Origin of the sequence: Capnocytophaga canimorsus (genome assembly GCF_002302565.1) — a bacterium.
Taxonomy (GTDB): domain Bacteria; phylum Bacteroidota; class Bacteroidia; order Flavobacteriales; family Flavobacteriaceae; genus Capnocytophaga; species Capnocytophaga canimorsus.
This window is the reverse complement of the sequence record NZ_CP022382.1, coordinates 1,187,463-1,211,876: the sequence shown is the minus strand read 5'-3', so window position 1 is coordinate 1,211,876 and position 24,414 is coordinate 1,187,463. Positions and strand designations below refer to the sequence as shown.

Genomic DNA, 24,414 nt, shown 5'->3' with positions numbered 1-24,414 from the left:
TTACGAATATGAAAAAAATGAAATATACATTTTTTGGGGTATTAATGCTCGGAATGCTTTCAGGTTGTTTGAAAGATTATCAAGAATTAAATACTGACCCTGAGTTGCTTGGAAATACCGACCCTCGTAATGTTTTTACTGGGGCAACAGAGAATTTTAATAATCGTAGTCGGCAACATTTGATGGGTAAATACCAAGGAGTTATGCAGGCTATGCAGTATATAGTCTTTTATGAAGGTCCTCAATCAGGAGTATATTATGACGGGACAGCAACAGGTCGCCCTTCTTACTATGTGCCTTATTATCAAGATTATTTTCATCAAATAGGACTTCGTTTGCGTTACTTGACAGAGACCGTAATCCCTTCTAATAAGGATAAAGATCGTTTTCAACATTTAGCTGCCATAGCTAATATTTTAGAAACGTATCAAGCGTGGCTTATGTACGATGTTTATGGAGCGGCTCCTTATACCGAAGCTTTTAAGTTAGCTACTGAAGGCATTTCAAAACCTCGTTATGATTTATATCAACAAGATTTGAACGGCACTCCCTTGTATAAAGTGTTTGATAAAAAAGTTAAGGATAATGTTGCTATATTACAATCGCCTTCTGTAACTAATCAGTTTGAATTGGGAAGAAATGATTATTTTTACCAAGGAAACATATCAAACTGGATTAAGTTTGGTAATACTTTGCGTATAAAAATGGCTCAACGTCTTGAAAAAGCAGATAATGCTTTTTATACAGCTACTATAGCCGATGCTCTAAATTCAGGAGGTATTATTTCTAGTAATGCAGAGTCTTGTGTATATAATCATCCGAATGAACATAATGATAATACGGATGATATGCAAATTTTGACCTATCAGTATTGCGCTTCTCGATCATTTGTTAATTTCTTAAAAACTTATGATGATCCTCGTTTGCCTTTGTTGGTTCGTAGAAATGGTTTTGGTAAAGGGAATAACAATAAAGGAAATGATAAGATAGCAGAGGATTTGAAAAAATATTTCCCTGACTATGCTTCTAAACCGAAATTTCAAAAAATTTCAGAACGTTACTTTGGAATGTCTGCCAATCCTGATAGTACTAGTACCGATTGGTCAAGAAACTCTTATTATACCTTTGAGTATATTCCTGAAGGGAAAACAGCAACTGAAACGTTTACTGTACGCCATAATAGCCAAATAGAGAGTCGTTTCTTTGTTAAAAACGGAGGTAAGGTAGGTAATCAAGTAACTGCGCGTGATAAGGAAGATGATGCTTATGATGTAGCACAGACAAGTATAAGTCTCTTTACACCACTTATCACCTATCCTGAAGTATGCTTAATGATGGCTGAAATAGCTCATAAAGGAGGAGGAAGCATAGGAGGTAAAACCGATTTGGATTGGTTTAAAGATGGTATCAGAGCCTCTATGCAACAATATCAATCTTGGGCTGTGAAAATGGCAGTACCTTCAGCAATGAATTCAAACAGTGATAACTTTAACCCTATTACGGATAGTAAAATAGACGCATATTTAGCGAAGCCTGAATTTCAGAGTGTTAGCTTAGAGAAAATTATTTCTCAACAATGGGTGAATTTGTTTATGCGTCCTGAAGAGATGTGGGCTACTTGGAAAAGAACAGGTTTGCCTAATTTTAAAGATGATCCAGTTCCTGACAACGGTGTAGCTTATTTTGAATCACTAACCAAAGCAGGTTCTCCTTTGCAAATAATCCGAAGAGCGGTTTTACCGGTTCCAAACGCCGAAAATATCAGTAATTATGAAGCTGCTATTGAAAATCTGAAAAAAGATCCAGATTATGGAGCTTTGGTAAATCATACAGAAGGAAGAATATGGTGGGATAAAAAATAATCCACTTTGTAGTAAATAAACTAAGAAAAACAGGATGTAAATCATACATCCTGTTTTTTAGTTCTTATTTTTCAAAATTTAGAATCACTTTTTTAATGATAGCAATAGCTTCTCTAAGTTGTTCTTCGTTGATAACCAAAGGAGGAGCTAATCGGATAATGTTTCCGTGAGTGGGTTTGGCAAGTAATCCGTTTTCTTTGAAAGCCAAGCATAAGTTCCAAGCTGTTGGGCTATCTTGTGTGTCATTAACCAAAATGGCATTGAGCAATCCTTTTCCTCTTACTTGATAAATCAGGTCAGTTTGATTGATGATTTTTTGTATTTCTCTTCGGAAGATTTCTCCCATTTTTTCGGCATTTTCGGCAAGATGTTCCTCTTGAACTACATCTAAGGCGGCACAAGCTACAGCACAAGCTAGCGGATTTCCTCCAAAGGTAGAACCGTGCTGTCCGGGGTGGATTACGTTCATTATTGCATCATTGGCTAATACAGCCGATACCGGATACATTCCACCTGATAGGGCTTTTCCTAAAATAAGAATATCTGGTTGTACGTTTTCGTGATGACAAGCTATGAGTTTTCCTGTTCGGGCAATACCCGTTTGTACCTCGTCAGCAATGAATAGTACATTATGTTGCTTACACAAATCAAAGCTCTTTTTCAAGAAACCTTCATCAGGTACATAGACTCCAGCTTCTCCTTGTATGGGTTCTACTAAAAAAGCAGCAATATTTTGAGCATCTTCTATAAGTACCTTTTCCAAAGCATCTACATCGTTGTAAGGAATACGTATAAAACCAGGAGTAAAGGGACCATAATTAGTATGTGCATCGGGGTCGTTGGAGAAGGAAACGATAGTGGTGGTACGTCCGTGGAAGTTGTTTTCACAAACTACAATTTTTGCTTGATGTCCTTTAATGCCTTTTACTTCGTACGACCATTTACGTGCCAATTTAATAGCGGTTTCTACCGCCTCAGCCCCCGAATTCATCGGTAGTACTTTATCAAAGCCTAAAAGTTTGGTGATTTTTTCTTCGTAAATACCTAATTTTGAATTGTAAAAAGCACGAGAAGTTAAAGAAAGTACTTGGGCTTGTTGGGTAAGCGCTTTGACAATTTTAGGATGTGAATGTCCTTGATTAACGGCTGAATAAGCTGACAAAAAGTCGAAATATTTTTTACCTTCCAAATCCCAAACATATACTCCTTCTCCTCGGTCTAAAACCACGGGTAGTGGATGATAATTATGGGCTCCGTATTTATCTTCAAGAGCAATGGCTTGTTCTGATGAAAGTTTTACTGTTTCCATTATGGTTTAATTATAAATGTTATAGGTACGCAATATACTAAAAAAAATGATGCTTGTTTAATTTCTTTTCAATTCTTTGTCTTTCAAATTTTAAATAGTAATTTTGCTCCCAAAACTGATTTTTATCATAACTATAATGATTCAAGTATCTGAACAAGCAAAAAAGAAACTAATTTCCTTGATGGAAGATGATAATTTCGACCCTACAACCGATTTTGTACGTGTGGGCGTAAAAAGCGGTGGTTGTAGCGGACTTTCCTACGAACTCAAATTCGACAAAACTACTGACGCCGACGATAAAATATTTGAAAACAACGGAATACGCATTGCTGTAAACAAAAAAAGTTTTCTCTATTTGGTAGGTACAACCCTTGAATATTCAGGCGGACTTAACGGAAAAGGCTTTGTATTCAACAATCCCAATGCTAACAGAACTTGTGGCTGCGGAGAAAGTTTTTCGTTGTAAATATTTCAAGGTTCAAAGTTTAATGTTCAAGGTTTTGTCGGAAACTTTACACATTCAATCCTAAAAACACAATATGGCTACGATAAAAAGATTTGAAGATTTAGAAATTTGGCAATTGGCAAGAATACTTAGCAATGATATTTATCAAATCATCGAAAATTCAGCACTTAAAAGCAATTTTCGTTTAAGTAATCAAATTGATGGTGCATCGGGCTCAATAATGGATAATATCGCAGAAGGCTTTGAACGTAACGGGAATAAGGAATTTATACAATTTTTATCAATAGCGAAGGCTTCTTGTGGAGAGACAAGGTCGCAATTGTATCGAATTTTGGATAGAGGATTCATTTCTGAAGAAGAATTTATCAAACTAAAAAATCAAACTGAAATTTTAAGCAAGAAAATAAATACATTTATCAATTATTTAATTAACAGCAATTTAAAAGGCATAAAATATAAGTGATTTTAAGGTTACATATTCAGAGTTCACTCTTTAAACCTTGAACTTTGAACCTCAGACCTTAAACTTAAAAACTAAAACTATGGCAAAATACACAGAAGACGATTTACGTGACGAACTACAAACCAAGGAATATGCCTATGGTTTTTATACCGATATCGAAGCCGAAACATTCCCAAAGGGGCTCAATGAGGAAATTGTAATTGCGATTTCCAAAAAGAAAAACGAGCCTGAATGGATGACCAATTGGCGTCTCGAAGCCTTCCGCATTTGGAAAGAAATGGAAGAACCCGAGTGGGCAAATGTAAAATACGAAAAACCAGATTTCCAAGACATTTCGTATTATTCCGCACCCAAGCAGAAACCTCAATACGAAAGTTTAGATGAAGTAGACCCAAAACTTCTTGAAACTTTTAACAAATTGGGTATTTCCATCGAAGAGCAGAAACGTTTAACAGGCGTTGCCCCTGTTGCGATGGACATCGTGATGGATTCCGTTTCGGTGGCGACAACTTTCAAAAAGACATTGGCAGAAAAAGGAATCATCTTCTGTTCTATCTCCGAAGCCATTCAAGAACACCCCGAATTAGTGAAAAAATACATCGGGTCTGTCGTACCTAAAACCGACAATTTCTATGCTGCCCTGAACTCGGCGGTATTTTCCGATGGGTCTTTCTGTTATGTACCCAAAGGCGTTCGTTGTCCGATGGAACTTTCTACGTATTTCCGAATCAATCAGGCAGGTACAGGACAGTTCGAGCGTACTTTAGTGATTGCCGATGAAGGTAGCTACGTGTCTTATCTTGAAGGATGTACCGCTCCGCAACGTGACGAAAACCAATTACACGCTGCCGTAGTGGAGCTCATAGCTTTGGATAATGCCGAGATAAAATACTCAACCGTTCAGAATTGGTTCCCGGGGGATAAAGATGGTAAAGGAGGGGTTTTCAATTTTGTAACCAAACGAGGACTATGTGAAAAGAACGCTAAAATATCTTGGACGCAGGTTGAGACAGGTTCCGCAGTGACGTGGAAATATCCATCGTGTGTGCTCAAAGGTGATAATTCGATTGGGGAATTTTACTCCATCGCCGTAACCAATCACTTCCAACAGGCGGATACAGGAACCAAAATGATTCACTTAGGGAAAAACACCCGTTCAACAATCATTTCAAAAGGGATTTCTGCCGGACAATCGCAGAATTCTTATCGAGGATTGGTGAAAGTTAGTCCGAATGCCGAGAATGCACGAAACTTCTCGCAATGTGATTCCCTCTTGATGGGCAACGAGTGCGGAGCTCATACCTTTCCGTACATCGAAGCAAAAAACAAGACCGCTCAAATAGAACACGAAGCCACAACTTCAAAAATCGGGGAAGACCAAATTTTCTACTGCAACCAACGCGGTATCGACACGGAAAAAGCCATCGCACTGATTGTAAACGGCTTCAGCAAGGAGGTTTTAAACAAACTCCCAATGGAATTTGCCGTAGAAGCTCAGAAATTATTGGAAATCTCTTTGGAAGGAAGCGTCGGATAATCCGTAGCACGGATAGGCAAGTGATTTTTCCCTAAAAGAAAGATGAAAAAGCCAAGTTTCAAGCTATTTTTCACAGAAAATAACCATAACAAGGCGTTAATACAGTAGGGGTGTATTGCAATACACCCTTACATCGTTTAAAATAATGTAATATAAAGCATTTCCCTATAGAGATAAAGTGTATTTCATAAAAATATTTTGTTTTTCTACAAGAAATAAGACAAATTCCTAAAGGGATGGAACATTTTTTATCAGGGATAATGTATTTCCCTAAAGGGATGAGTAATATCCCTAATGGTACAAGGCATTTCCCTAAAGGGATAGAGTGTTTCCCTAAAGGGATGTACAATATCCCTAATGGTACAAAGTATTTCCCTAAAGGGATGAGCAATATCCCTAATGGTATAAGGCATTTCCTTGTAGGGGCGAAATATTTTTCACCTGTACATTGTATTTTACGTGTAGGGACGAGATGTGTCTCGTCCGAAAATCACATTTTCACAATAGGGATAGCGTGTTTCCCCGTAGGGGCGTATTGCAATACGCCCGTACATTGTGTAGAGCAATTATGATATAAGATATTTTGCCCGTACATTGTGTAGAGCAATGTGATGTAAGGTGTTTTTTAAGCAATATAGATATAAATTAACATCAGCAGAAATACAATCCACGTTACAAAAACAAAAACTGTTGATAAATACGTTCATAAAAAGCTGATAATAAGTAATATTTGGCTCGATATTTGCTTGTGTTTTAATAAAATAGCCCAAAAGCTAATGGATAACAAAGGTGGAAGGCTTAAACGGAATATTAACCATTAAAATCGAATTATTATGGCAAGGAAATCGTATGCAGAAAACATCAAATCTGTAAAGTTAATGATTGACGGGCTTAGAAATCACAAGGATAATCTACCCGCAGGGATTGATGAGGCTTTTATCGATGAGTTGGAAGCCTTAAAGAACAAAGTCGAAACCCTAAACAGCGAACAAGAGAAGCTCAAAGCCGATTTAAAATCGAAAACTGAGGAGTTCGACAAGCAACTCAAGCTGCTTACCGACAAACAATCAGTTGCTCGGAAAAGAGCCAAGATGGATTATCAGCAAAGTCAGTGGCGAGAATTCGGCATTGAGGATAAAAGATAAGTCCGCAAGGTGGTACAAAACAAAAAAATGTAGGGGCGGAAAATGCTTCGCCCGTACATTGTGTTTTTCGTATGGAAATGTATTATATACCTGTTGATATTAAAACATTTTAATAATTTTATAAAAGGTATAATGATGATATTGAGTGTCAGGCTGAGCGAAGTCGAAGCCCCATAGTTATAGGCTTCGACTTCGCTCAGCCTGACAAAAAAATACGCTATTTTTGCATCTCATATTTGAAAAATAATTTATTTTCCTAACAAGAAAAGGCAACATCACACATCAAATAAAACCAAAAATAACTGATATATAATTACTGTTACAAATATAACTATTTATGAAACAAGCATTTTTATTCATCACACTTTGGGCTTTGGTAAGTACATCTTGTAGCAAAGCAGAACATACTGAAGCCCCGAAAGAGCAAGAAATCCCTAAGCCGGAGCAAGAAGCCCCAAAAGGGAATATATCCAAAGAAAAGGTCAAACAATTTTTCGTAAAACACCTATTGGGTAAAACAACGTCTTTTCAAGAAGGGAAAACCTTGTCGCTTACTGAAATAGCCCATACGCAACAAGAAATTTGGCAAAGTTGGAAAGAAGCAAACCAAAGTTTTTCTGAAGAGAAGTTAGGAGATTTAGCTCCTCTTACCAACGCTACTCAAGGCAATCGTTGGCAACTTCCTGTTAACTTGGAGGCAAATGCTACAATGCCTTTCTATTGGGCTTCCAAAGGCAATCAACCTGAAAAAGGGTATCCGCTTTTTGTGTATATGCACGGTTCGGGCGATAAACATAAGGAGTGGGCTAACGGAAAGACTCTTGCACGACACTTTGAAGATGCTCCATCTGCCTATTTCATTCCGCAAATTCCCAATACAGGGGAACTGTATCGATGGTGGCAAAAGGCAAAACAATTTGCTTGGGAGAAATTACTCCGATTGGCTTTTCTTTCAGGGAAAGTAGACGCTAATAGAGTGTATTTTTTTGGAATATCTGAAGGAGGTTACGGAAGTCAGCGATTAGCTTCTTTTTATGCTGATTATTTGGCGGGGGCAGGTCCGATGGCAGGAGGCGAACCACTTATCAACGCTCCGGTAGAAAACTGCCGAAATATTGCTTTTTCACTACGAACAGGGGCAAAAGATAATATGTTTCATCGAGATTTATTTACTCGATATGCAAAAGAAGAATTTGAAAAGTTTAAAGCCGAAGACCCTCAGGGATTTGTACATCATATTGAGTTAATTCCTAATGCAGGACACGGAATAGACTATCGCCCTACGACACCTTGGCTAAAGCAATATACACGTAATCCGCACCCGAAAAAAGTAGTTTGGGAGGATTTCCCAATGGACGGCATCTACCGAAAAGGATTTTACAACATTGCCATCAAAGAACGTGGAGCAGAACGCGTACGTTACACGATGAACATCGTTGATAACAAAGTAAGTATCAATGTTGATGAAGTTACTTATAAGGGAATTGAAAGAAGTCCTCGTTGGGACTTATTCACGAAATATCAAAAAACGCATATTCCTTTGCAGAAAGGAAAATTTGTTGTTTATTTGAACCAAAATTTGGTAGATTTCAGCAAAGAAGTCACTGTTGTAGTGAATAATAAACAAGTTTTTAAAGGAATGCTACAGTCTGATGTTCAACACCTTGTGAATAGCTGTGCTACTTTCTTTGACCCTGAAAGAGTATTCCCTGCTGCTGTGGAAGTACACCTAAATTAAAATAGAAAATAAATTAAAAAATCAATATATAAAATGTTAGAGATAAAGAACTTACACGCCTCTGTGGAGGATAAAGAAATTTTAAAAGGCATCAACCTGAATGTAAAAGCAGGTGAGGTTCACGCCATTATGGGACCTAACGGAGCAGGAAAATCCACGCTTTCGGCAGTGATTTCGGGCAATGAAAACTTCGAAGTTACTGAGGGAGACATCATTTTGGAAGGAGAAAGCATTTTGGAAGACGCTCCCGAAGAAAGAGCTCACAAGGGAATATTTATGTCCTTTCAATATCCCGTGGAAATCCCCGGAATTTCCGTTACAAACTTCATAAAAACTGCGGTAAACGAAGCGAGAAAAGCTCGTGGTGAAGAGGAAATGCCTGCGGCTGAACTTCTAAAGAAAATCCGCGAGAAAGCTGAACTTTTGGAAATCAACAAAGATTTCTTATCTCGTTCGCTTAACGAAGGCTTTTCAGGGGGAGAAAAGAAACGTAACGAAATCTTCCAAATGGCAATGCTTGAGCCAAAAGTCGCGATATTGGACGAAACAGACTCCGGATTGGATATCGACGCTCTTCGTATCGTGGCAAACGGAGTAAACAAACTAAAAAACCAAAACAATGCGGTAATTGTTATCACACACTATCAGCGTTTGTTGGAGTACATCGTTCCGGATTATGTTCACGTACTTGCCGATGGAAAAATCGTGAAGTCGGGCGGAAAAGAACTCGCTCTCGAACTTGAAGAAAAAGGCTATGATTGGCTGAAATAAAAACAAATCAAATAACAAAAGGTTTAAAGCGTTTGCTTTAAACCTTTTGCTTTTTGATAACATATTCGAGCATTAAAACAAATTGATTTGAAGAAGTGTAATTTGAAGGGGGCATTAAAGCGAAGTTTAAATTGATAAGTATAAAAATGTTTTTGTAATTTTGGCTTTTCTGAAGATGAATCAAAAAGAATAAAAAACGATTAAAAATAGTAATATGGCAAGGATATTAACAGGCATACAAAGTACAGGAACTCCACACTTAGGAAATATTTTAGGAGCTATCATACCCGCAATACAAATGGCACAGAATCCTCAAAACGATTCTTTTTTGTTTATTGCTGATATGCATTCACTTACACAAATCAAAAATGGCGAAGAACTTCGCTCCAACACCTATAGCGTTGCTGCTACGTGGTTAGCATTTGGGTTGGACTACAATCGGATTGTTTTTTATCGTCAAAGTGATGTCCCTCAAACAGCAGAACTCACTTGGTATTTGAGTTGTTTTTTCCCATATCAACGACTTACACTAGCACATTCGTTCAAGGATAAAGCAGACCGCTTGGAAGACGTCAATACAGGGCTTTTCACTTATCCTATGTTGATGGCTGCCGACATTTTACTTTATGATGCAGAAATAGTACCTGTTGGAAAAGATCAATTACAACATCTTGAAATGGCAAGAGATGTAGCTTCCCGATTTAACCATCAAATGGGAGAAACTTTTGTACTTCCTCAGGCTAAAATTGAGGAACGCATAATGATAATCCCAGGAACAGACGGAGAAAAGATGAGTAAATCACGAAACAATTTTATCAATATTTTTCTTCCTGAAAAACAACTCCGCAAACAAGTAATGGCGATACAAACCGATAGCACTCCATTAGAAGAACCTAAAAATCCGGAAACGTGCAATGTTTTTGCTTTGTATAAATTAATCGCATCTGAAGAGCAAACACAACAGATGAGAAACAATTATTTAGCAGGAAACTATGGCTACGGACACGCCAAACAAGCTCTTTTCGAACTTATGTTGGAAAAATTTGCTGAACCTCGCCAAAAATTCAACTATTATATGGAAAATTTGGACGAATTAGACAAAATACTACAAGAAGGGGCCTTAAAAGCCCAGAAAACAGCCAATGAAGTACTCAAAAGAGTTCGTAAAAAAGTAGGATACTAAATTGAAATACTTTCCCACAGATAACACAGATTTACACAGAAAAAAATTATAACAAACCAGATATAAAAAATCCGTAATAATCCTTATAATCTGTGGGACAACTACATAAAAACAAAACAAACAACTATGAAGAAGGTATATTTAATAATTTTGTTTTTAACTTCATTCTGCGGTTTTTCACAAACGGAGGAAGAGGTACGCAAAGAACTTGAGGAACTTTTTACCAATTGTAAAAATACAAATCCCAATGATATTCTTCCCTTTTATGTGGATAGAAAATTAGGACTTATGAATAGGAAAACGATGCAAACCCTCGTTAAGCCAATTCATACCACCAGTATTTACATTGAAAGTTTTTCTCCGATTAGAGGAAAAGTGATTTATAGTGCATTTGATGAGCATTATTATACATTTTCGGTAGATAAAAACTGGAAAATTTCAACTAAAGAAGAAATAAATTACAGTTGTGTTTTACATTCTCCTCCTCATAAGAAACCAAAATATGAATTTGTGTCTTCGGACAAGTTAGCAAAGGGGTTTCAGATAAAAAACAGAACTGTATTTTTCGCCAAAGAATATGAAAGTTGTAACTATTTTGGAGATAATGATGTTTTTAAGTATAAAGGAAAATACTATTTAATTGTATGTAAAAAAGTTGATGATGGATATTTGTATGCTATCATAGACCAACAAGGTAATATTTCAGAGCATTTTAATTACAAACATTCGTGGATTGATGTAAACAAATATGCTTCCAATGAAAATGACGTTTGGCTTAAAGTTCAAGACTTGTCAATGAGTAAGAATAGAGTGATGAGTTTTATCAATATGTCAGGAGAAGAAAAATTGAAGAATCAAGTTCCAGATAATGGCTCTATCTCAACAGAAATCTTTGGTTATGGAATAACAAAGCACCCTATCAATGAAAAAAATGGTGTTTTGGATTGGGCTACAATGCAATGGGTTATCCCTCCACAAGACAAATTGGTTTTCAAAGACTTAATTATAGAAACTGACAAGAAGGTTAATCGGCACGATATTAAAAATCGGGCAAAATATCATGTTCTGATAAGTACAGATAGCTATTCAAAAAGTTTTTATATGGACTTCAGCGGAAAAAAATTCCTTCCGAAAGAGTTTGACAACCAAGAAGAAAACCTAACTGCAGAAGCATTTGCCCAAAATAAGATAAAAGACTTCTTCAAAGACTACGATGCGAACACCATTGGCAATATTTTGTATTTCCAACGAGGATTTGACACAGGATACATTGATGCAGAAACAATGCAAGAAATCGTTCCGCCTTCAGGCAGTCCAATCCTAATACAAGATGAACTTTCTACTCCCAAAATTAAAGGGCAACTTTATTCTCTCAATGATTTTTTTGAGTTTGAATATCACCCTACAAGTGGTTTGGAACTGAAACGTATTGAAAAAGATGATTTGTTTTCAAAAGTTATTGATGCAGATGTAACCACTGCATATACTTCAGAAAAACCTAAAAGAGTAACTCCCAACAACAAGAATTTTGAATATGTTGATATTATTACTCATAACGGAAATACCTATGTTTTAGCTCGAAAGTTATCAAAAGAAAATCCTATGATGGGAATTATTGATAAAAAAGAAGAAATTTTGTCTCCATTTGAGTTTGAATACGAAACGATTGAGCAAAATACGTATGCAAAAGATAATATTTGGTTTCTGACCAAGAAAAAAGGAGAAGAATACAGCCATTTTACGAGTATTTCGGGTGATACAAAAACTCTGTTTATCAAGGAAATAAAGAAAAAACGATTAGGATACGCCATTGCAGAATCTATAAATAATACAATGGGAGTTATTGACCTTACCACAATGCAATGGGTTATCGAACCTCAAAAGCAGCTACATTTTGTAGATTTCAGACATACCTCAAAAGAAGAAATTGACATACAAAACACTGAAAACAGAACAAAAGCAACACTATACATTCTCGTATATCAAGATGATTATCAATACTTCATTGATTTGAAAGGCGAAAAATATATTCCTGAAAAATATTTAAACAAATAAATCTCAAAAATATACATAATCTAAAAAAACAATTTTGCTCTAAAGCGTGATGATTTCATCTTTTTGGTTTTTTGTCTTTTTTGAAATGCAAATAAATATGTTATCTTCGCAAAAGTAAAAACATAAACAAAAACACAGTGGCAAAGCAGACTAAGAAAGAAACTCCCTTAATGAAGCAATACAATCAGATTAAAGCAAAATATCCTGATGCGTTGTTGCTTTTCAGGGTGGGGGATTTTTATGAAACGTTTGGTGAGGACGCTGTAAAGGCTGCCCAAGTGCTTGATATTGTGCTTACCAACCGAAATAATGGTAGTGAACGCACGGAACTTGCTGGGTTTCCGCATCATTCAATAAACAACTATTTGCCAAAATTAGTCAAGGCAGGTTACAGAGTTGCAATTTGCGACCAACTTGAAGACCCTAAAACTGTGAAAGGCATCGTGAAACGCGGTGTTACTGAATTGGTTACCCCTGGTGTGGCTTTAAATGATGATATTCTTCATTCAAAATCGAACAACTTTTTGGCTTCCGTATGGTTTACAAAAAATATAAACGGAGTCAGTTTTCTGGATATTTCCACAGGTGAATTTTTGGTAGCACAAGGAGATAAAGCTAACATTGATAAGCTATTACAAAACTTCAAGCCCAGCGAAGTTCTGGTGGCGAAAAAGCAAAAAAAAGAGTTTACAGAAAGCTTTGGTGATGATTTTCATCTTTTCTTTTTAGAAGATTGGGTGTACAAGGAGGATTACGCTCGTCAAATTCTAACGCAACATTTTCAAACTAATTCATTAAAAGGATTTGGCGTAGAGGAACTAACAGAATCTTTATTGGCTGCGGGTTCTATTCTTTATTATCTGTCTGAAACACAACATAATAAATTACAACATATTACTTCCATTCAGCGGATTGTGGAAGATGCTTACGTATGGTTGGATAAGTTCACTATTCGCAATTTGGAGCTTTATACAGGAACTTCCAGCCAATCGGTAACCCTTTTGGACGTCATCGACAAAACGATTTCTGCAATGGGTAGCCGAACCTTAAAACGCTGGTTAGCACTTCCGTTGAAGGATATTGCCAAAATAAAGCAACGTCACGAGGTGGTTTCGCACTTTATGGGACATATTGATGTGTTGCAAAAAATTAAAGAGCATATTTCAAAAATAAGTGATATTGAGCGACTTATTTCAAAGGTTGCGACAGGAAAGATTACGCCTCGTGAGGTCGTTCAGCTGAAAAATTCACTGGAAATGATTTCTCCGATAAAAGAAATATGCGATCAAGCTAAAAATCACGATTTGAATGCTTTAGCCGATAAATTGCATTCGTGTGAAGAGCTTTGTAATCAGATTGCCGTAACGCTTAATGAGGAAGCTCCGGTCAATATTCTGAAAGGAAATGCTATAAAGGAAGGAGTTTCTGCGGAATTGGACGAACTTCGCAAACTTTCTGTTTCAGGGAAAGCCTATTTGGACGAGATGCTCAAAAGGGAGACCGAAAAAACTGGAATTTCGTCTTTAAAAATTGATTATAACAATGTTCACGGATATTATATTGAGGTTCGTAACACGCACAAAGACAAGGTTCCGCAAGATTGGATTCGTAAACAAACTCTCGTCAATGCCGAACGATACATCACGGAGGAATTAAAAACTTACGAAGCTAAAATTTTAGGAGCAGAAGAGAAAATAGCACAACTTGAACAAGCTATTTTTGCCGAATTGATTATTTCTATAGGAAATTATATCCCTCAGGTACAGCAAAATGCGATGCTTATTGGTCAGTTGGATTGCCTCTGCGGATTTGCCTCACTTGCTCTTGAAAATAATTACAATCGCCCTGAAATGGACGAATCGTTTGTTTTAGATATTAAAGACGGAAGGCATCCTGTTATTGAAAAACAATTGCCTGTGGGCGTTCCTTATATCGCCAATGATGTATATCTTGACCGTGATTCACAGCAAATTATAATGATTACAGGACCCAATATGTCAGGTAAATCTGCGATTTTGCGTCAGACGGCACTCATTGTTTTGTTGGCACAGATTGGAAGTTTTGTTCCAGCAGATTCAGCACGAATAGGCATTGTGGATAAGATTTTTACGCGTGTTGGGGCTAGTGATAATATTTCAATGGGAGAATCAACTTTTATGGTTGAAATGAACGAAGCAGCCCTGATTTTGAATAACATATCAGAACGAAGTTTGGTTTTACTTGATGAAATAGGCAGAGGAACAAGTACTTACGACGGAATTTCCATCGCTTGGGCAATAGCTGAATATTTGCACGAACATCCATCAAAGGCAAAAACCTTATTTGCAACACATTACCACGAACTTAATGAAATGACTGATAGTTTCGATCGGATTAAAAACTTCAACGTTTCAGTCAAAGAAACTAAGGATAATGTATTGTTTATCCGAAAGTTAGTCTCAGGGGGTTCTGCTCATAGTTTTGGTATTCACGTAGCAAAAATGGCAGGAATGCCTCAATTTGTTATTCAGAAGGCCAATAAAATGCTCAAAAAACTGGAAAGTTCACACGCTTCGGAAGATACTTCACAAAAGTTAAAATCAGCTCAAAAAGAAATGCAACTTAGCTTTTTCAATATGGACGACCCACTTCTGGAAGAAATAAAGTCAGAGATTTTGCAGTTGGATATCAATACATTAACCCCCGTTGAGGCACTGATGAAACTTAATCAAATTAAAAAACTAATTGATAAGGAGTGACTTACATAAATACGTTTACTTCGGGTTCAATATCAATACCGAAGGTATTTTTTACCTTTTGTTGAATTGTTGTAGCTAAATTCCAAATATCTGTTCCTGAAGCTTTTCCGTAATTAACTAAAACTAAGGCTTGATTTTTATGTACTCCTGCATCACCTTGTCGATATCCCTTAAGTCCACAAGTTTCAATGAGCCATCCAGCAGGAATTTTTACGCGTGCCTCTGGCATTTCATAGTAAGGCAATTGAGGGTACTGATTGCGTATTTGTTCGGCAAGGGCTTGGTTTACAATCGGATTTTTGAAAAAACTACCACTGTTGCCCAGTGTTTTAGGGTCGGGTAATTTTTGTTTTCGTATGGTCATTACGGCTTGAGCGATTTCTGAAGGAGTAGGAGAGGAGATGCCTTTTTCAGCAAGTACTTTTTGGATGTCGCCGTAATGAATGTTTAAAATGTGGTTTTGCTTAGTAAGTTTAAATGTTACGGAAGTGATGATGTAATTGCCCTTTTCGGTGGTTTTAAAAATGGATTCTCGATAAGCAAAATGACAATCAGAGTTGGTAAATGTTTTATTTTCAAGATTTTGTGTGTTTATGGCTTGGCAACTTTCCATCACATCTTTAATCTCAACTCCGTAAGCACCGATGTTTTGTACAGGAGTAGTACCCACATTTCCAGGAATTAGAGCAAGATTTTCCAATCCGCCATAGCCTTTTTCTATGCAAAAAAGCACGAATTTATGCCAATTTTCACCAGCTTCGGCTTTTATCCAAATAAAATCACTATCTTCTTTTATGATAGAAATTCCTTTGTTTTGAATATGAAGTACGGGTATTGCTATGTCTTTGGTAAGCAACATATTACTCCCGCCTCCTAATACAAAGCATTTGGGAAACAGCTTCAAGGCTTGTTTTAAATCGGCTTCAGAGGTTATTTCAACGAAAGTTTCAGCAATAACATCAATACCAAAGGAATTGTAAGGTTTTAAGGAAATGTTTTTTAAAATATTCATAGTTTGGATAGGATATTTTACTTTAAAGCCTCTAAAAAATGAGGGTCGTCAACCGATTTTGCGTAAAAATTGATGATTTTTCCGTTAGAATCAAGCACCATATATCGGGGTATCCAATCTAATTTTGCGAATTTGATAAAGTTGTTTTCCTTAGAATCGGGGCTTTTAGGGCGTTTCCAACCCGTGTTGAAAAAATATTGCTCTCCTTTTACATTATTAGGATACATATGACTTTCAAGGGCATATAACCAATTTTCCTGTTTGTCATCCACAGAAAAGAATAAAAATTTGACTTCAGGATATTTTTGCTGTAACTGAGCTATTTCAGGCATAGAAACAATACAGTCTCTGCACCACGAAGCCCAAAGGTCGATAACTATCTTATTTCCTTTGAATTGCGAGATAGCCTCACCTACGGTAGTTTGATTTCCCTCGGGGTCAAATATTTCTTGTTGTAGTGCCTCTGGGGTAAAAACTACTGCACTTTCAGTGTTTTTGCAACCTGTTGAGAGAATTATTAAAAATGCAATAAGTAATTTCTTCATATTTTTTCTTGAGATATGTTTAACACTTACCAAACAAAGTTGGCTTTAAAAAGCAATCCAAAGGTACGTATTCTTTTTTAAAAACAAAATTTTGAAGGTGTTTTAATTAAAGGGGTTAAGCTAAGTGCGATACCTTTATTTGGTTTTTAAAATAATGAGTTTGTGCGTATCGTTATGCTTGATTTTATTATCTTTGCCCCGACATAAATATTCTCAACAGATGACAAAATTAAGCGTAAATATCAATAAAATAGCTACACTGCGAAATTCGCGTGGTGGTAATGTGCCCAATTTACTTCAGGTGGCAGCTGATGTGCAAAAGTTTGGTGCTGAGGGAATCACCATACACCCTCGCCCTGATGAACGTCACATTCGTTATCAAGATGCGTTTGATTTATTGGACGTGGTAGTTACTGAATACAACATTGAAGGAAATCCTGTGACCAAATTTATAGATTTAGTGTTGCAGGTAAAACCCACTCAAGTAACTTTAGTGCCTGATGCCGAAGATGCTATAACCTCTAATGCTGGTTGGGATACTATTAAAAACAGAGATTTCTTAACCGAAGTTGTTGCTGAATTTAAGCGCAATGGCATACGCACTTCATTATTTGTCGACCCTGTCGAGAAAATGGTCTCGGCAGCAGCACAAACAGGAGTTGACCGTGTGGAACTTTATACTGAGGCATATGCTACGGCTTATCACGCGGGGAATTTAGAGGGTATAAATCCTTATGTAAAAGCGGCTTTGGAAGCTCAAAAAGTAGGCTTAGGGCTTAACGCAGGGCACGATTTAAGTTTGGAAAATCTTCGTTATTTTAAAGAGCATATTCCTGGCTTGTTGGAAGTTTCTATCGGACACGCACTCATTAGCGAGGCATTGTATTTAGGTTTGGATAATGTAGTGAATATGTACCTACAACGACTTAAATAAAAGGAGTTATGCAGATTTTACATTCGCAAATTGTGGGGCAAGGGCAACCACTACTGATTTTGCACGGTTTTCTAGGAATGTCCGACAATTGGAGAACTTTGGGGCTAAAGTATGCCGAACAAGGCTTCCAAGTGCATTTGATTGATCAGCGCAATCACGGGCATAGTTTCCATTCTGATGATTTCAATTACACTTTGTTGGTTGGTGATTTGAAAAAATATGCGCAATATCACCAACTTGAGTTTTTTCACCTGATGGGGCATTCTATGGGGGGTAAAACCGCAATGCTCTTTGCTACAGAATATCCTCAAATGGTAAAATCGTTGGTAGTAGTGGATATCGCACCCAAATATTACCCGATGCACCACCAACATATATTACAAGGTTTAGCATCTATTGATTTCGATTCGATAACATCACGTAATGAAGCCGATGGGCAATTGGCTAAATTTGTACCCGAAGCGACTGTACGTCAGTTTTTATTAAAGAATTTGTACTGGCAGACGCGTGAACGATTGGCTTTCCGATTTAATTTGGAGGCACTTACCGAAAATGAAGGTGAAATTGGTGAAGCACTTGCCACCAATAAAGTATTTTCAGGCAGCACTCTGTTTTTAAGAGGCGAATATTCCGAATACGTTTTGCAAGATGATGAAGCGCTAATAAAAGTACATTTTCCTAAAGCAATTATTGATACTGTAACTCGGGCAGGGCATTGGGTACACGCTCAAAACCCTACTGATTTTTTCAGTAAAACAATTCAGTTTATGCAAGAAAATACTCAATAGTGATAGGTTTTTCTTATTTTTGCTGATGATTTAACAAAAAGATAGAGTGATATGAAATTTGTAGTTAATCTTTTACTTACGGCTTTAGCGGTGCTTGTACTTGCTAATATTCTTCCTGGAGCGTCAATCACCGATTATTTTACGGCGATTTTGGTCGCCTTTGTGTTGGCAATTTTGAACGTTTTAGTAAAGCCTGTGCTATTTTTTATTTCTATTCCGATAACGGTGGTTACTTTAGGGTTATTTTTATTTGTAATCAATGCTATTATTATCTTATTGGCAGGTGAATTGGTGGGCGGCTTTAGTGTTCACGGCTTTTGGGCTGCTTTGCTCTTTAGCCTATGCTTGTCACTGACGCAATCGGTTATTGATAAACTTATAGAAAACGCAAACCAAAAACAATAATTCAATGCAAAAGAAATCAAAAACAATGAAAATAATAAATCACCCAATGGTGAGGCTTTGGGGCAAACATATTGCCTTAGCTATTTTGGTGCTTTTTCTTTTGATATTTGTACTTCTCAAGATGTTAAAGGTATGGACCAATCACGGCGAATATGTAGTGGTTCCTGATTTGTCCAAGAAAACGCTCAGCGAAGTGGAAGAAACCCTCAAGGCGGTTCATTTACGTTATGAGGTGCTTGATTCAACTACATATAACCCAAAATTCCCCAAGTATTCGGTAATTAGTCAGAATCCGGAGGCTGCCCAGCAGGTAAAGGAAAACAGGAAGATTTACTTGACAATAAATCCGTCAGGGTACCGAAAAGTAACCATTCCGAAAGTGATTCAAATTACGCGTCGTAGTGCCGAGGCGATACTCAAATCGGTTGGTTTGGAGGTCGGTAAAATTACCTATGTAGATGATATAGGTAAAGATATGGTGCTGGAAATGTCGCATAGAGGGCAAAAAGTAAATCCAGGGGAAATGCTCATAAAAACAGCTAAAATAGATTTAGTTTGTGGTAATGGTAAAGACCCTAACGCGCCTGATTTGCCCACTCAAGAGGGGGAAGCTACCTCTGAGGAGGTTTTGGGTACTCATAATTTGTAAAACATACTTTTTAATTTAAGGTAAGCCGTTAGTAATGCCATCAAAATGAGGCATACTAACGGTTTAGTAACTTGTAAAATCACCACAGATGAAACCTATCTTCGATGACGATTTAGAAAAGGACGATGAACTATACGAACATTACAGCTTTAAAGCAGGTAAAGGGCAAGAACCTTTACGCGTGGATAAGTTTTTGATGAATTTTGTGGAAAACGCCACCCGAAATAAAATACAACAAGCTGCCAAGCAAGGAAATATCTTCGTTAACGGCTGTGCGGTAAAGTCCAATCACCGTGTGAAAGCCAATGATGAGGTAAAAGTAATGTTTGAACATCCTCCGCACGAATATTTGCTCACTCCAGAGCCTATTGCTCTTGATGTGGTTTATGAAGATGAAGCTCTTTTGGTGGTTAATAAACCTGCGGGTATGGTGGTGCACCCAGGTCACGGTAATTATAGCGGTACGCTTATCAATGCACTCATTTATCACTTCGAAAATCTGCCTAATAATAGTAGTAATCGTCCCGGTTTGGTACATCGTATTGATAAGGATACGTCGGGCTTGTTGGTTATTGCCAAAACAGAAGCTGCGATGAATCATTTGGCGTTACAATTCTTTCATAAGACTTCCGAAAGGGAATATGTGGCGTTGGTATGGGGCAATGTGGAGCAAGATGAAGGAACTATTCGTGGTCATATCGGTAGGCATTTGAAAGACCGATTGCTTATGGATGTTTTTGAAGATGGCAGTTACGGAAAGGAGGCCGTTACGCACTACAAAGTTTTGGAACGATTTGGCTACGTAACACTTATTTCGTGTCGTTTGGAAACTGGGCGAACTCATCAAATACGTGTGCATATGAAGCACTTAGGGCATCCGCTTTTTAATGACGAACGCTACGGAGGAGATAAAATACGCAAAGGAACTACCTTTGTTAAGTATAAGCAATTCGTTGAAAATTGTTTTAAGATACTGCCGCGTCAGGCATTACACGCCAAAACGCTGGGCTTTGAGCATCCTTCGGGGAAAGGTTTTTTACGTTTTGACTCTTCGCTACCTGATGATATGCAACAATGTATTGAAAAATGGCGTCAGTATAGTAAAAATCAAGGTTTATAAGTATTCTTCTTTCAAAAATAGTTCGTAAATGCACTGGTTTTATTTGCTTTTAGCAGGGTTGTTGGAGGTTTCCTTTGTTTTTTGTTTGGGTAAAGCTCGAGAAAGTGTTTCACAGCAGATGTATTGGTGGTATGTGGGCTTTGGTATTTCTTTAACGGGGAGTATGTGGTTGATGATGCGTGCCATACAGCATATTCCTTTAGGAACGGCTTACGCGGTTTGGACGGGTATCGGAGCGGCGGGCTCGGTCATCATCGGAATGCTATTTTTTAAAGACCCTATCACCTTTTGGCGTGTCTTTTTCTTATTTACCCTAATAGCTTCCATTGTTGGGCTAAAATACATCTCAGGATAAGGGCTCAAAACGTACTTTCGCTTTTATTTTCAGAGATAAAGGAGTTGATAACCCAAAATATTAGCCCTACTTTGTAGTATAACCCAACAACTCACTTCATAAAATCTTTCGAAAAAGAATTTAATGAAACGACTATTTAATATCAATGAATACTATTTTTAACATAGAAACCGATTCATACTTGTGAATTGATAAAACCGATGTGTTTTCTTTCAATTCACATCAGTGAATTCGTTCCTTTAAACAAGATTTTAGTAATTTATTGCTGTGAATAGATAGTTTTTTAAGTTGATGAGGTAATTCACATCAGTGAATAAAGAATATTGAATCAAATTGTACAAATTCATAGTAGTGAATTGATAAAATGAGTATTTGTTTCATTCATTTATAGTAGTGAATAATACGAACCGTTGGTGGCTATACGAATTCATTATGATGAATAAAGAGTAGGGGGGAGTGAGTTTTACTTGATGAAAAAATACAACTTTATATACTTGTAGCTTTGTTTTCAAGAGTGAGTTTATGACCTTGGAGACGAAACCTTGTCAATTTGAGCGAAGCTGAAGATTTTTATTTTCAGCGATTTTTAAATTCAAAATGGTATAAAACCGTATTTTTGCTGAAAATTCAAATCCTTTTTGAAAATGTCTGGACTGAGAACCCTTTTTAAACATACTTTCATCTACGGATTGGCAACGGTGCTTCCGCGTATAATTAGTGTGATTTTAACGCCTTTGTACGTCTATCAACTTCCTAAATCCGACTACGGAATTTACTCCGTGCTGATGGTGTACCTCATTTTAGGCAACGTGTTACTTTCCTACGGTATGGAAACTGCCTTCTTCCGATTTATGAATCGGGAAGAAAATCCTCAAAAGGTACAATCAACAGCACTAACTTCGGTTACTCTTACTACATTGGTGTTCTTTATTGTTGCTTGGTTTTTGCGTGAGCACATCGCTCACTACTTAAATTATGAAGTTGCTTTTATACAATATGCTATTGCCATTCTTGCCCTCGATGCTTTGGTGGTTATTCCCTTTGCTTGGTTTCGTAATGCAGGAAAACCGGTGGCTTATGCCGCTATTAAGATAGGAAATGTACTGGTAAACCTCTTTTTAAATCTGTTTTTCTTTTTAGTTTTACCCAAAATGGCACTCGGCGAACCAATGGCATCGTATTTTGATTTTGAAAATAAAGTACATTATATATTTATAGCCAATTTGGTGGCAAGTTTACTGACCTTTTTGGTGCTTTTACCTTTATATGTGAAGATTAAATTTGCCTTTTATCCTCGGCTTTGGCGTGCGATGTTCGCTTATGCTTTTCCGGTGCTTATTGCCGGTATTGCCTTTTCGATTAACGAAGGATTTGACCGTGTTTTCTTACGGAAATTACTTCCCTCCGAAACCGCCGATGCAACCATCGGTATTTATGCCGCTTGTTATAAGCTCGGTATGTTTATGACCTTGTTCGTAACGGCTTATAAGTTGGGGGTAGAGCCTTTTTTCTTTAATAAGGCTCGTGATAAGTCAGCACCACAAACCTATGCTACCATTACCTACTACTTTACGATTTTCGGAGCATTCGTTTTACTTTTTATAACCGTTTATACCGATTTATTTAAGCGGATTTTAGTCCCCGACCCCGCTTATTGGGAAGCCCTTTGGATTGTTCCGATAATTCTGTTGGCAAATCTTTGCTTGGGTATTTACCATAGCCTATCGGTTTGGTATAAAATTACCGACAGAACCAGCTATGGGGCGTACATTTCCATATTTGGGGCGATAGTAACATTGGTAGGAAATTATGCTTTAATCCCCATACTGAGTTATAAGGGAGCGGCATTGGCAACGTTACTTGCCTATGGTACGATGATGTTACTTTCTTATTTCATCGGGCAGTACAAATATCCGATACCCTATCCGATGAAAAAGATAGGACTTTTTTTAGGTGTAAGCACAGGGGCATCAGTATTAGCATTTTATGTTTTCGACCGAAACCTTTGGGTGGGAAGCTTTTTTGTGGTGGGTTACTTACTTTTGGTGTTTTCTTTGGAAGGAAAACAACTTATACGGTTGGCTAATAGTCGGGATTAAAAGTTTAGTGAGGTGTTTTTTATGCCAATTATGGCTTTCTTACTTTTACAAGAAAACTGATTGCCAAAGCTATAATCACGGTAACAAGCCCTGCACAAAAGGCGTACATTCCAGCACTATGAGCAAAAGTATCCTTTAAAAAAGCCGTAGAAAGTGCACCGATTACTCCACCAATGCCCCAACCTGTAAGCATAATCCCATAAATTTTGGGCATTCTTTCAGCTCCGAACTCGTCTTTAATCAGTGAAGGAAGTATGCCGAAACCACCGCCATAACACAGCAACACAAGGCAAACTAAAACACAAAATAAAACTACATTTTGGGTAACTATAAGCAGCGAAAAGCAAATAACTTCAAGGGCGATGAGCCAACGGAAGGCAATTATTCGCCCAATTTTATCCGAGAGACTTGCCCAAAGCAATCTTCCAATACCGTTAAAAAAAGCACTCACTGCAATAAGAGTAGCTCCTGCTGCAGTAAGCGTTTCTTTTGAAACAGAAGCCTCTTCTTTTAGTATCAATTCCTGTAAAAGTGGGGACTGGAAGGATAAAAATATCATTCCTACGATGATATTTAATGTAAAGATAAGCCAAATTAGCAGAGCTTTCCCTGAACTTTTTTGTGTTGAAGTAATTTCGTTAACTGAATGATGCGATGAGTTGATGTTTGTTGGAAGTTTTAAAAACATACCCAGTAGCGGAATAATCAGCATAAAACCAATTCCGAAATACCGAAAGCTCAAGGCTACATTTTGCCCAGTAAGTTCAAAAAAGAGAGGAGCTAAAATTTTAGACATCAAAAAAGCGCCTAAACCAAATCCCATTACTACCATTCCAGTAGCCAAACCTTGCTTTTTACTAAACCATTGGCTAACTACAGCCACTGGAGTTACGTAAGCTAAACCAAGTCCGCATCCGCTTACTAATCCAAAACTTACATAGAAGCCCCATAAATGAGTTCGCTCCAAAGCTAAGGAAGCAAGTATATAGCCTAATCCAAAGAGTAATCCGCCCATTATGGTTAATTTGGTAGTGCCATAGCGTTCTAATTTTCCGCCTGCCCAAGATGCTGTTATACCCAAAGAAAGTATCGTTAGGCTAAAAGCCATAGTGGTCTGCAGGTTGTTCCATTGAGTAAGTTCCATAATAGGTACTTGAAAAAAACTCCAAGCGTAAACGGTTCCTAAAAATAAGTGAATAATCGTGCCTATAAAGGCTATTTTCCAAGCGTTTGACATATT

The 24,414-nt window shown here is 37.3% G+C and carries 22 protein-coding genes; 18 read left to right on the top strand and 4 right to left on the bottom strand.

Annotated elements, in window-relative coordinates; genetic code table 11:
* Positions 1-17: 17 nt before the first annotated feature.
* Entirely contained in the window at positions 18-1,862 is a 1,845-nt protein-coding gene (locus CGC47_RS05285) for a SusD/RagB family nutrient-binding outer membrane lipoprotein (RefSeq protein WP_198537287.1), read from the top strand.
* Positions 1,863-1,926: 64 nt separating this feature from the next.
* Here the strand turns inward: CGC47_RS05285 and rocD are convergent, their stop codons facing one another.
* Positions 1,927-3,171: an ornithine--oxo-acid transaminase gene (gene rocD / locus CGC47_RS05280; RefSeq protein ID WP_095900086.1), complete on the bottom strand. Its 1,245-nt coding sequence runs from the start codon at positions 3,169-3,171 to the stop codon at positions 1,927-1,929.
* A 136-nt stretch (positions 3,172-3,307) separates the two neighbouring features.
* Here rocD and CGC47_RS05275 point away from each other — a divergent pair, with 136 nt between their 5' ends.
* The 10 genes from CGC47_RS05275 to mutS all read left to right on the top strand — a co-directional run bounded on the left by CGC47_RS05275 (position 3,308) and on the right by mutS (position 15,267).
* Complete coding sequence (locus CGC47_RS05275) at positions 3,308-3,637, top strand: HesB/IscA family protein (protein WP_018279660.1); 330 nt, start codon at positions 3,308-3,310, stop codon at positions 3,635-3,637.
* Between the two features lie 73 nt (positions 3,638-3,710).
* Positions 3,711-4,100: a four helix bundle protein gene (locus CGC47_RS05270; RefSeq protein ID WP_041986636.1), complete on the top strand. Its 390-nt coding sequence runs from the start codon at positions 3,711-3,713 to the stop codon at positions 4,098-4,100.
* 79 nt (positions 4,101-4,179) lie between these two features.
* On the top strand, positions 4,180-5,637 hold the full coding sequence (sufB, locus tag CGC47_RS05265) for a Fe-S cluster assembly protein SufB (protein ID WP_041986640.1): 1,458 nt from the start codon (positions 4,180-4,182) through the stop codon (positions 5,635-5,637).
* A gap of 236 nt (positions 5,638-5,873) precedes the next feature.
* Positions 5,874-6,209: a hypothetical protein gene (locus CGC47_RS05260; RefSeq protein WP_232779695.1), complete on the top strand. Its 336-nt coding sequence runs from the start codon at positions 5,874-5,876 to the stop codon at positions 6,207-6,209.
* 261 nt (positions 6,210-6,470) lie between these two features.
* Complete coding sequence (locus tag CGC47_RS05255) at positions 6,471-6,782, top strand: hypothetical protein (protein ID WP_013998037.1); 312 nt, start codon at positions 6,471-6,473, stop codon at positions 6,780-6,782.
* A gap of 337 nt (positions 6,783-7,119) precedes the next feature.
* Complete coding sequence (locus tag CGC47_RS05250; protein WP_042000497.1) at positions 7,120-8,520, top strand: carboxylesterase family protein; 1,401 nt, start codon at positions 7,120-7,122, stop codon at positions 8,518-8,520.
* 33 nt (positions 8,521-8,553) lie between these two features.
* Positions 8,554-9,291 carry a Fe-S cluster assembly ATPase SufC gene (gene sufC / locus CGC47_RS05245; protein WP_042000500.1) on the top strand — a complete coding sequence of 246 codons (738 nt, stop codon included), beginning with the start codon at positions 8,554-8,556 and terminating at the stop codon, positions 9,289-9,291.
* Positions 9,292-9,505: 214 nt separating this feature from the next.
* Positions 9,506-10,474, top strand: a complete 969-nt coding sequence (gene trpS, locus CGC47_RS05240) for a tryptophan--tRNA ligase (protein ID WP_042000503.1) — start codon at positions 9,506-9,508, stop codon at positions 10,472-10,474.
* A gap of 126 nt (positions 10,475-10,600) precedes the next feature.
* Positions 10,601-12,529 carry a hypothetical protein gene (locus CGC47_RS05235; protein WP_095900085.1) on the top strand — a complete coding sequence of 643 codons (1,929 nt, stop codon included), beginning with the start codon at positions 10,601-10,603 and terminating at the stop codon, positions 12,527-12,529.
* A gap of 170 nt (positions 12,530-12,699) precedes the next feature.
* Positions 12,700-15,267, top strand: coding sequence for a DNA mismatch repair protein MutS (mutS, locus tag CGC47_RS05230; protein ID WP_172458725.1), 2,568 nt, complete (start codon positions 12,700-12,702; stop codon positions 15,265-15,267).
* A 1-nt stretch (position 15,268) separates the two neighbouring features.
* Here mutS and murB read toward each other — a convergent pair whose 3' ends face one another.
* Entirely contained in the window at positions 15,269-16,279 is a 1,011-nt protein-coding gene (gene murB / locus CGC47_RS05225; protein WP_095900083.1) for a UDP-N-acetylmuramate dehydrogenase, read from the bottom strand.
* 17 nt (positions 16,280-16,296) lie between these two features.
* A complete protein-coding gene (locus CGC47_RS05220) occupies positions 16,297-16,824 on the bottom strand; it encodes a TlpA family protein disulfide reductase (protein WP_042000519.1) in 528 nt (175 codons plus the stop codon).
* Between the two features lie 220 nt (positions 16,825-17,044).
* On the opposite strand from CGC47_RS05220, the gene CGC47_RS05215 reads away from it, so the two are divergent.
* From CGC47_RS05215 to CGC47_RS05185, 7 genes are all read left to right on the top strand, one after another.
* Positions 17,045-17,758 (top strand): pyridoxine 5'-phosphate synthase, encoded by a 714-nt coding sequence (locus CGC47_RS05215; protein ID WP_042000522.1) that lies wholly within the window; start codon positions 17,045-17,047, stop codon positions 17,756-17,758.
* Between the two features lie 8 nt (positions 17,759-17,766).
* Positions 17,767-18,546, top strand: a complete 780-nt coding sequence (locus CGC47_RS05210; protein ID WP_042000525.1) for an alpha/beta fold hydrolase — start codon at positions 17,767-17,769, stop codon at positions 18,544-18,546.
* 51 nt (positions 18,547-18,597) lie between these two features.
* Positions 18,598-18,951, top strand: coding sequence for a phage holin family protein (locus CGC47_RS05205; protein WP_041987413.1), 354 nt, complete (start codon positions 18,598-18,600; stop codon positions 18,949-18,951).
* Between the two features lie 25 nt (positions 18,952-18,976).
* A complete protein-coding gene (locus CGC47_RS05200; protein ID WP_231552305.1) occupies positions 18,977-19,600 on the top strand; it encodes a PASTA domain-containing protein in 624 nt (207 codons plus the stop codon).
* 88 nt (positions 19,601-19,688) lie between these two features.
* A complete protein-coding gene (locus CGC47_RS05195) occupies positions 19,689-20,720 on the top strand; it encodes an RluA family pseudouridine synthase (protein WP_013998024.1) in 1,032 nt (343 codons plus the stop codon).
* 28 nt (positions 20,721-20,748) lie between these two features.
* Positions 20,749-21,075 carry a DMT family transporter gene (locus CGC47_RS05190; protein ID WP_013998023.1) on the top strand — a complete coding sequence of 109 codons (327 nt, stop codon included), beginning with the start codon at positions 20,749-20,751 and terminating at the stop codon, positions 21,073-21,075.
* Positions 21,076-21,719: 644 nt separating this feature from the next.
* Positions 21,720-23,174, top strand: a complete 1,455-nt coding sequence (locus CGC47_RS05185; RefSeq protein WP_042000531.1) for a lipopolysaccharide biosynthesis protein — start codon at positions 21,720-21,722, stop codon at positions 23,172-23,174.
* A gap of 28 nt (positions 23,175-23,202) precedes the next feature.
* On the opposite strand, the gene CGC47_RS05180 is transcribed toward CGC47_RS05185, so the two are convergent.
* A complete protein-coding gene (locus tag CGC47_RS05180; protein ID WP_042000534.1) occupies positions 23,203-24,411 on the bottom strand; it encodes an MFS transporter in 1,209 nt (402 codons plus the stop codon).
* Positions 24,412-24,414 lie beyond the last annotated feature (3 nt).

Excerpts from the sequence above, each read along its gene's own strand:
- CGC47_RS05285 (WP_198537287.1), top strand. The coding sequence starts at position 18 with ATGAAATATACATTTTTTGGGGTATTAATGCTCGGAATGCTTTCAGGT.
- rocD (WP_095900086.1), bottom strand. The coding sequence starts at position 3,171 with ATGGAAACAGTAAAACTTTCATCAGAACAAGCCATTGCTCTTGAAGAT.
- CGC47_RS05185 (WP_042000531.1), top strand. The coding sequence starts at position 21,720 with ATGTCTGGACTGAGAACCCTTTTTAAACATACTTTCATCTACGGATTG.
- CGC47_RS05270 (WP_041986636.1), top strand. The coding sequence starts at position 3,711 with ATGGCTACGATAAAAAGATTTGAAGATTTAGAAATTTGGCAATTGGCA.
- CGC47_RS05190 (WP_013998023.1), top strand. The coding sequence starts at position 20,749 with ATGCACTGGTTTTATTTGCTTTTAGCAGGGTTGTTGGAGGTTTCCTTT.
- CGC47_RS05180 (WP_042000534.1), bottom strand. The coding sequence starts at position 24,411 with ATGTCAAACGCTTGGAAAATAGCCTTTATAGGCACGATTATTCACTTA.
- CGC47_RS05255 (WP_013998037.1), top strand. The coding sequence starts at position 6,471 with ATGGCAAGGAAATCGTATGCAGAAAACATCAAATCTGTAAAGTTAATG.
- sufB (WP_041986640.1), top strand. The coding sequence starts at position 4,180 with ATGGCAAAATACACAGAAGACGATTTACGTGACGAACTACAAACCAAG.
- CGC47_RS05200 (WP_231552305.1), top strand. The coding sequence starts at position 18,977 with ATGAAAATAATAAATCACCCAATGGTGAGGCTTTGGGGCAAACATATT.
- CGC47_RS05215 (WP_042000522.1), top strand. The coding sequence starts at position 17,045 with ATGACAAAATTAAGCGTAAATATCAATAAAATAGCTACACTGCGAAAT.
- CGC47_RS05275 (WP_018279660.1), top strand. The coding sequence starts at position 3,308 with ATGATTCAAGTATCTGAACAAGCAAAAAAGAAACTAATTTCCTTGATG.
- CGC47_RS05250 (WP_042000497.1), top strand. The coding sequence starts at position 7,120 with ATGAAACAAGCATTTTTATTCATCACACTTTGGGCTTTGGTAAGTACA.
- CGC47_RS05260 (WP_232779695.1), top strand. The coding sequence starts at position 5,874 with ATGGAACATTTTTTATCAGGGATAATGTATTTCCCTAAAGGGATGAGT.
- trpS (WP_042000503.1), top strand. The coding sequence starts at position 9,506 with ATGGCAAGGATATTAACAGGCATACAAAGTACAGGAACTCCACACTTA.
- murB (WP_095900083.1), bottom strand. The coding sequence starts at position 16,279 with ATGAATATTTTAAAAAACATTTCCTTAAAACCTTACAATTCCTTTGGT.
- sufC (WP_042000500.1), top strand. The coding sequence starts at position 8,554 with ATGTTAGAGATAAAGAACTTACACGCCTCTGTGGAGGATAAAGAAATT.
- CGC47_RS05195 (WP_013998024.1), top strand. The coding sequence starts at position 19,689 with ATGAAACCTATCTTCGATGACGATTTAGAAAAGGACGATGAACTATAC.
- mutS (WP_172458725.1), top strand. The coding sequence starts at position 12,700 with ATGAAGCAATACAATCAGATTAAAGCAAAATATCCTGATGCGTTGTTG.
- CGC47_RS05235 (WP_095900085.1), top strand. The coding sequence starts at position 10,601 with ATGAAGAAGGTATATTTAATAATTTTGTTTTTAACTTCATTCTGCGGT.
- CGC47_RS05210 (WP_042000525.1), top strand. The coding sequence starts at position 17,767 with ATGCAGATTTTACATTCGCAAATTGTGGGGCAAGGGCAACCACTACTG.
- CGC47_RS05205 (WP_041987413.1), top strand. The coding sequence starts at position 18,598 with ATGAAATTTGTAGTTAATCTTTTACTTACGGCTTTAGCGGTGCTTGTA.
- CGC47_RS05220 (WP_042000519.1), bottom strand. The coding sequence starts at position 16,824 with ATGAAGAAATTACTTATTGCATTTTTAATAATTCTCTCAACAGGTTGC.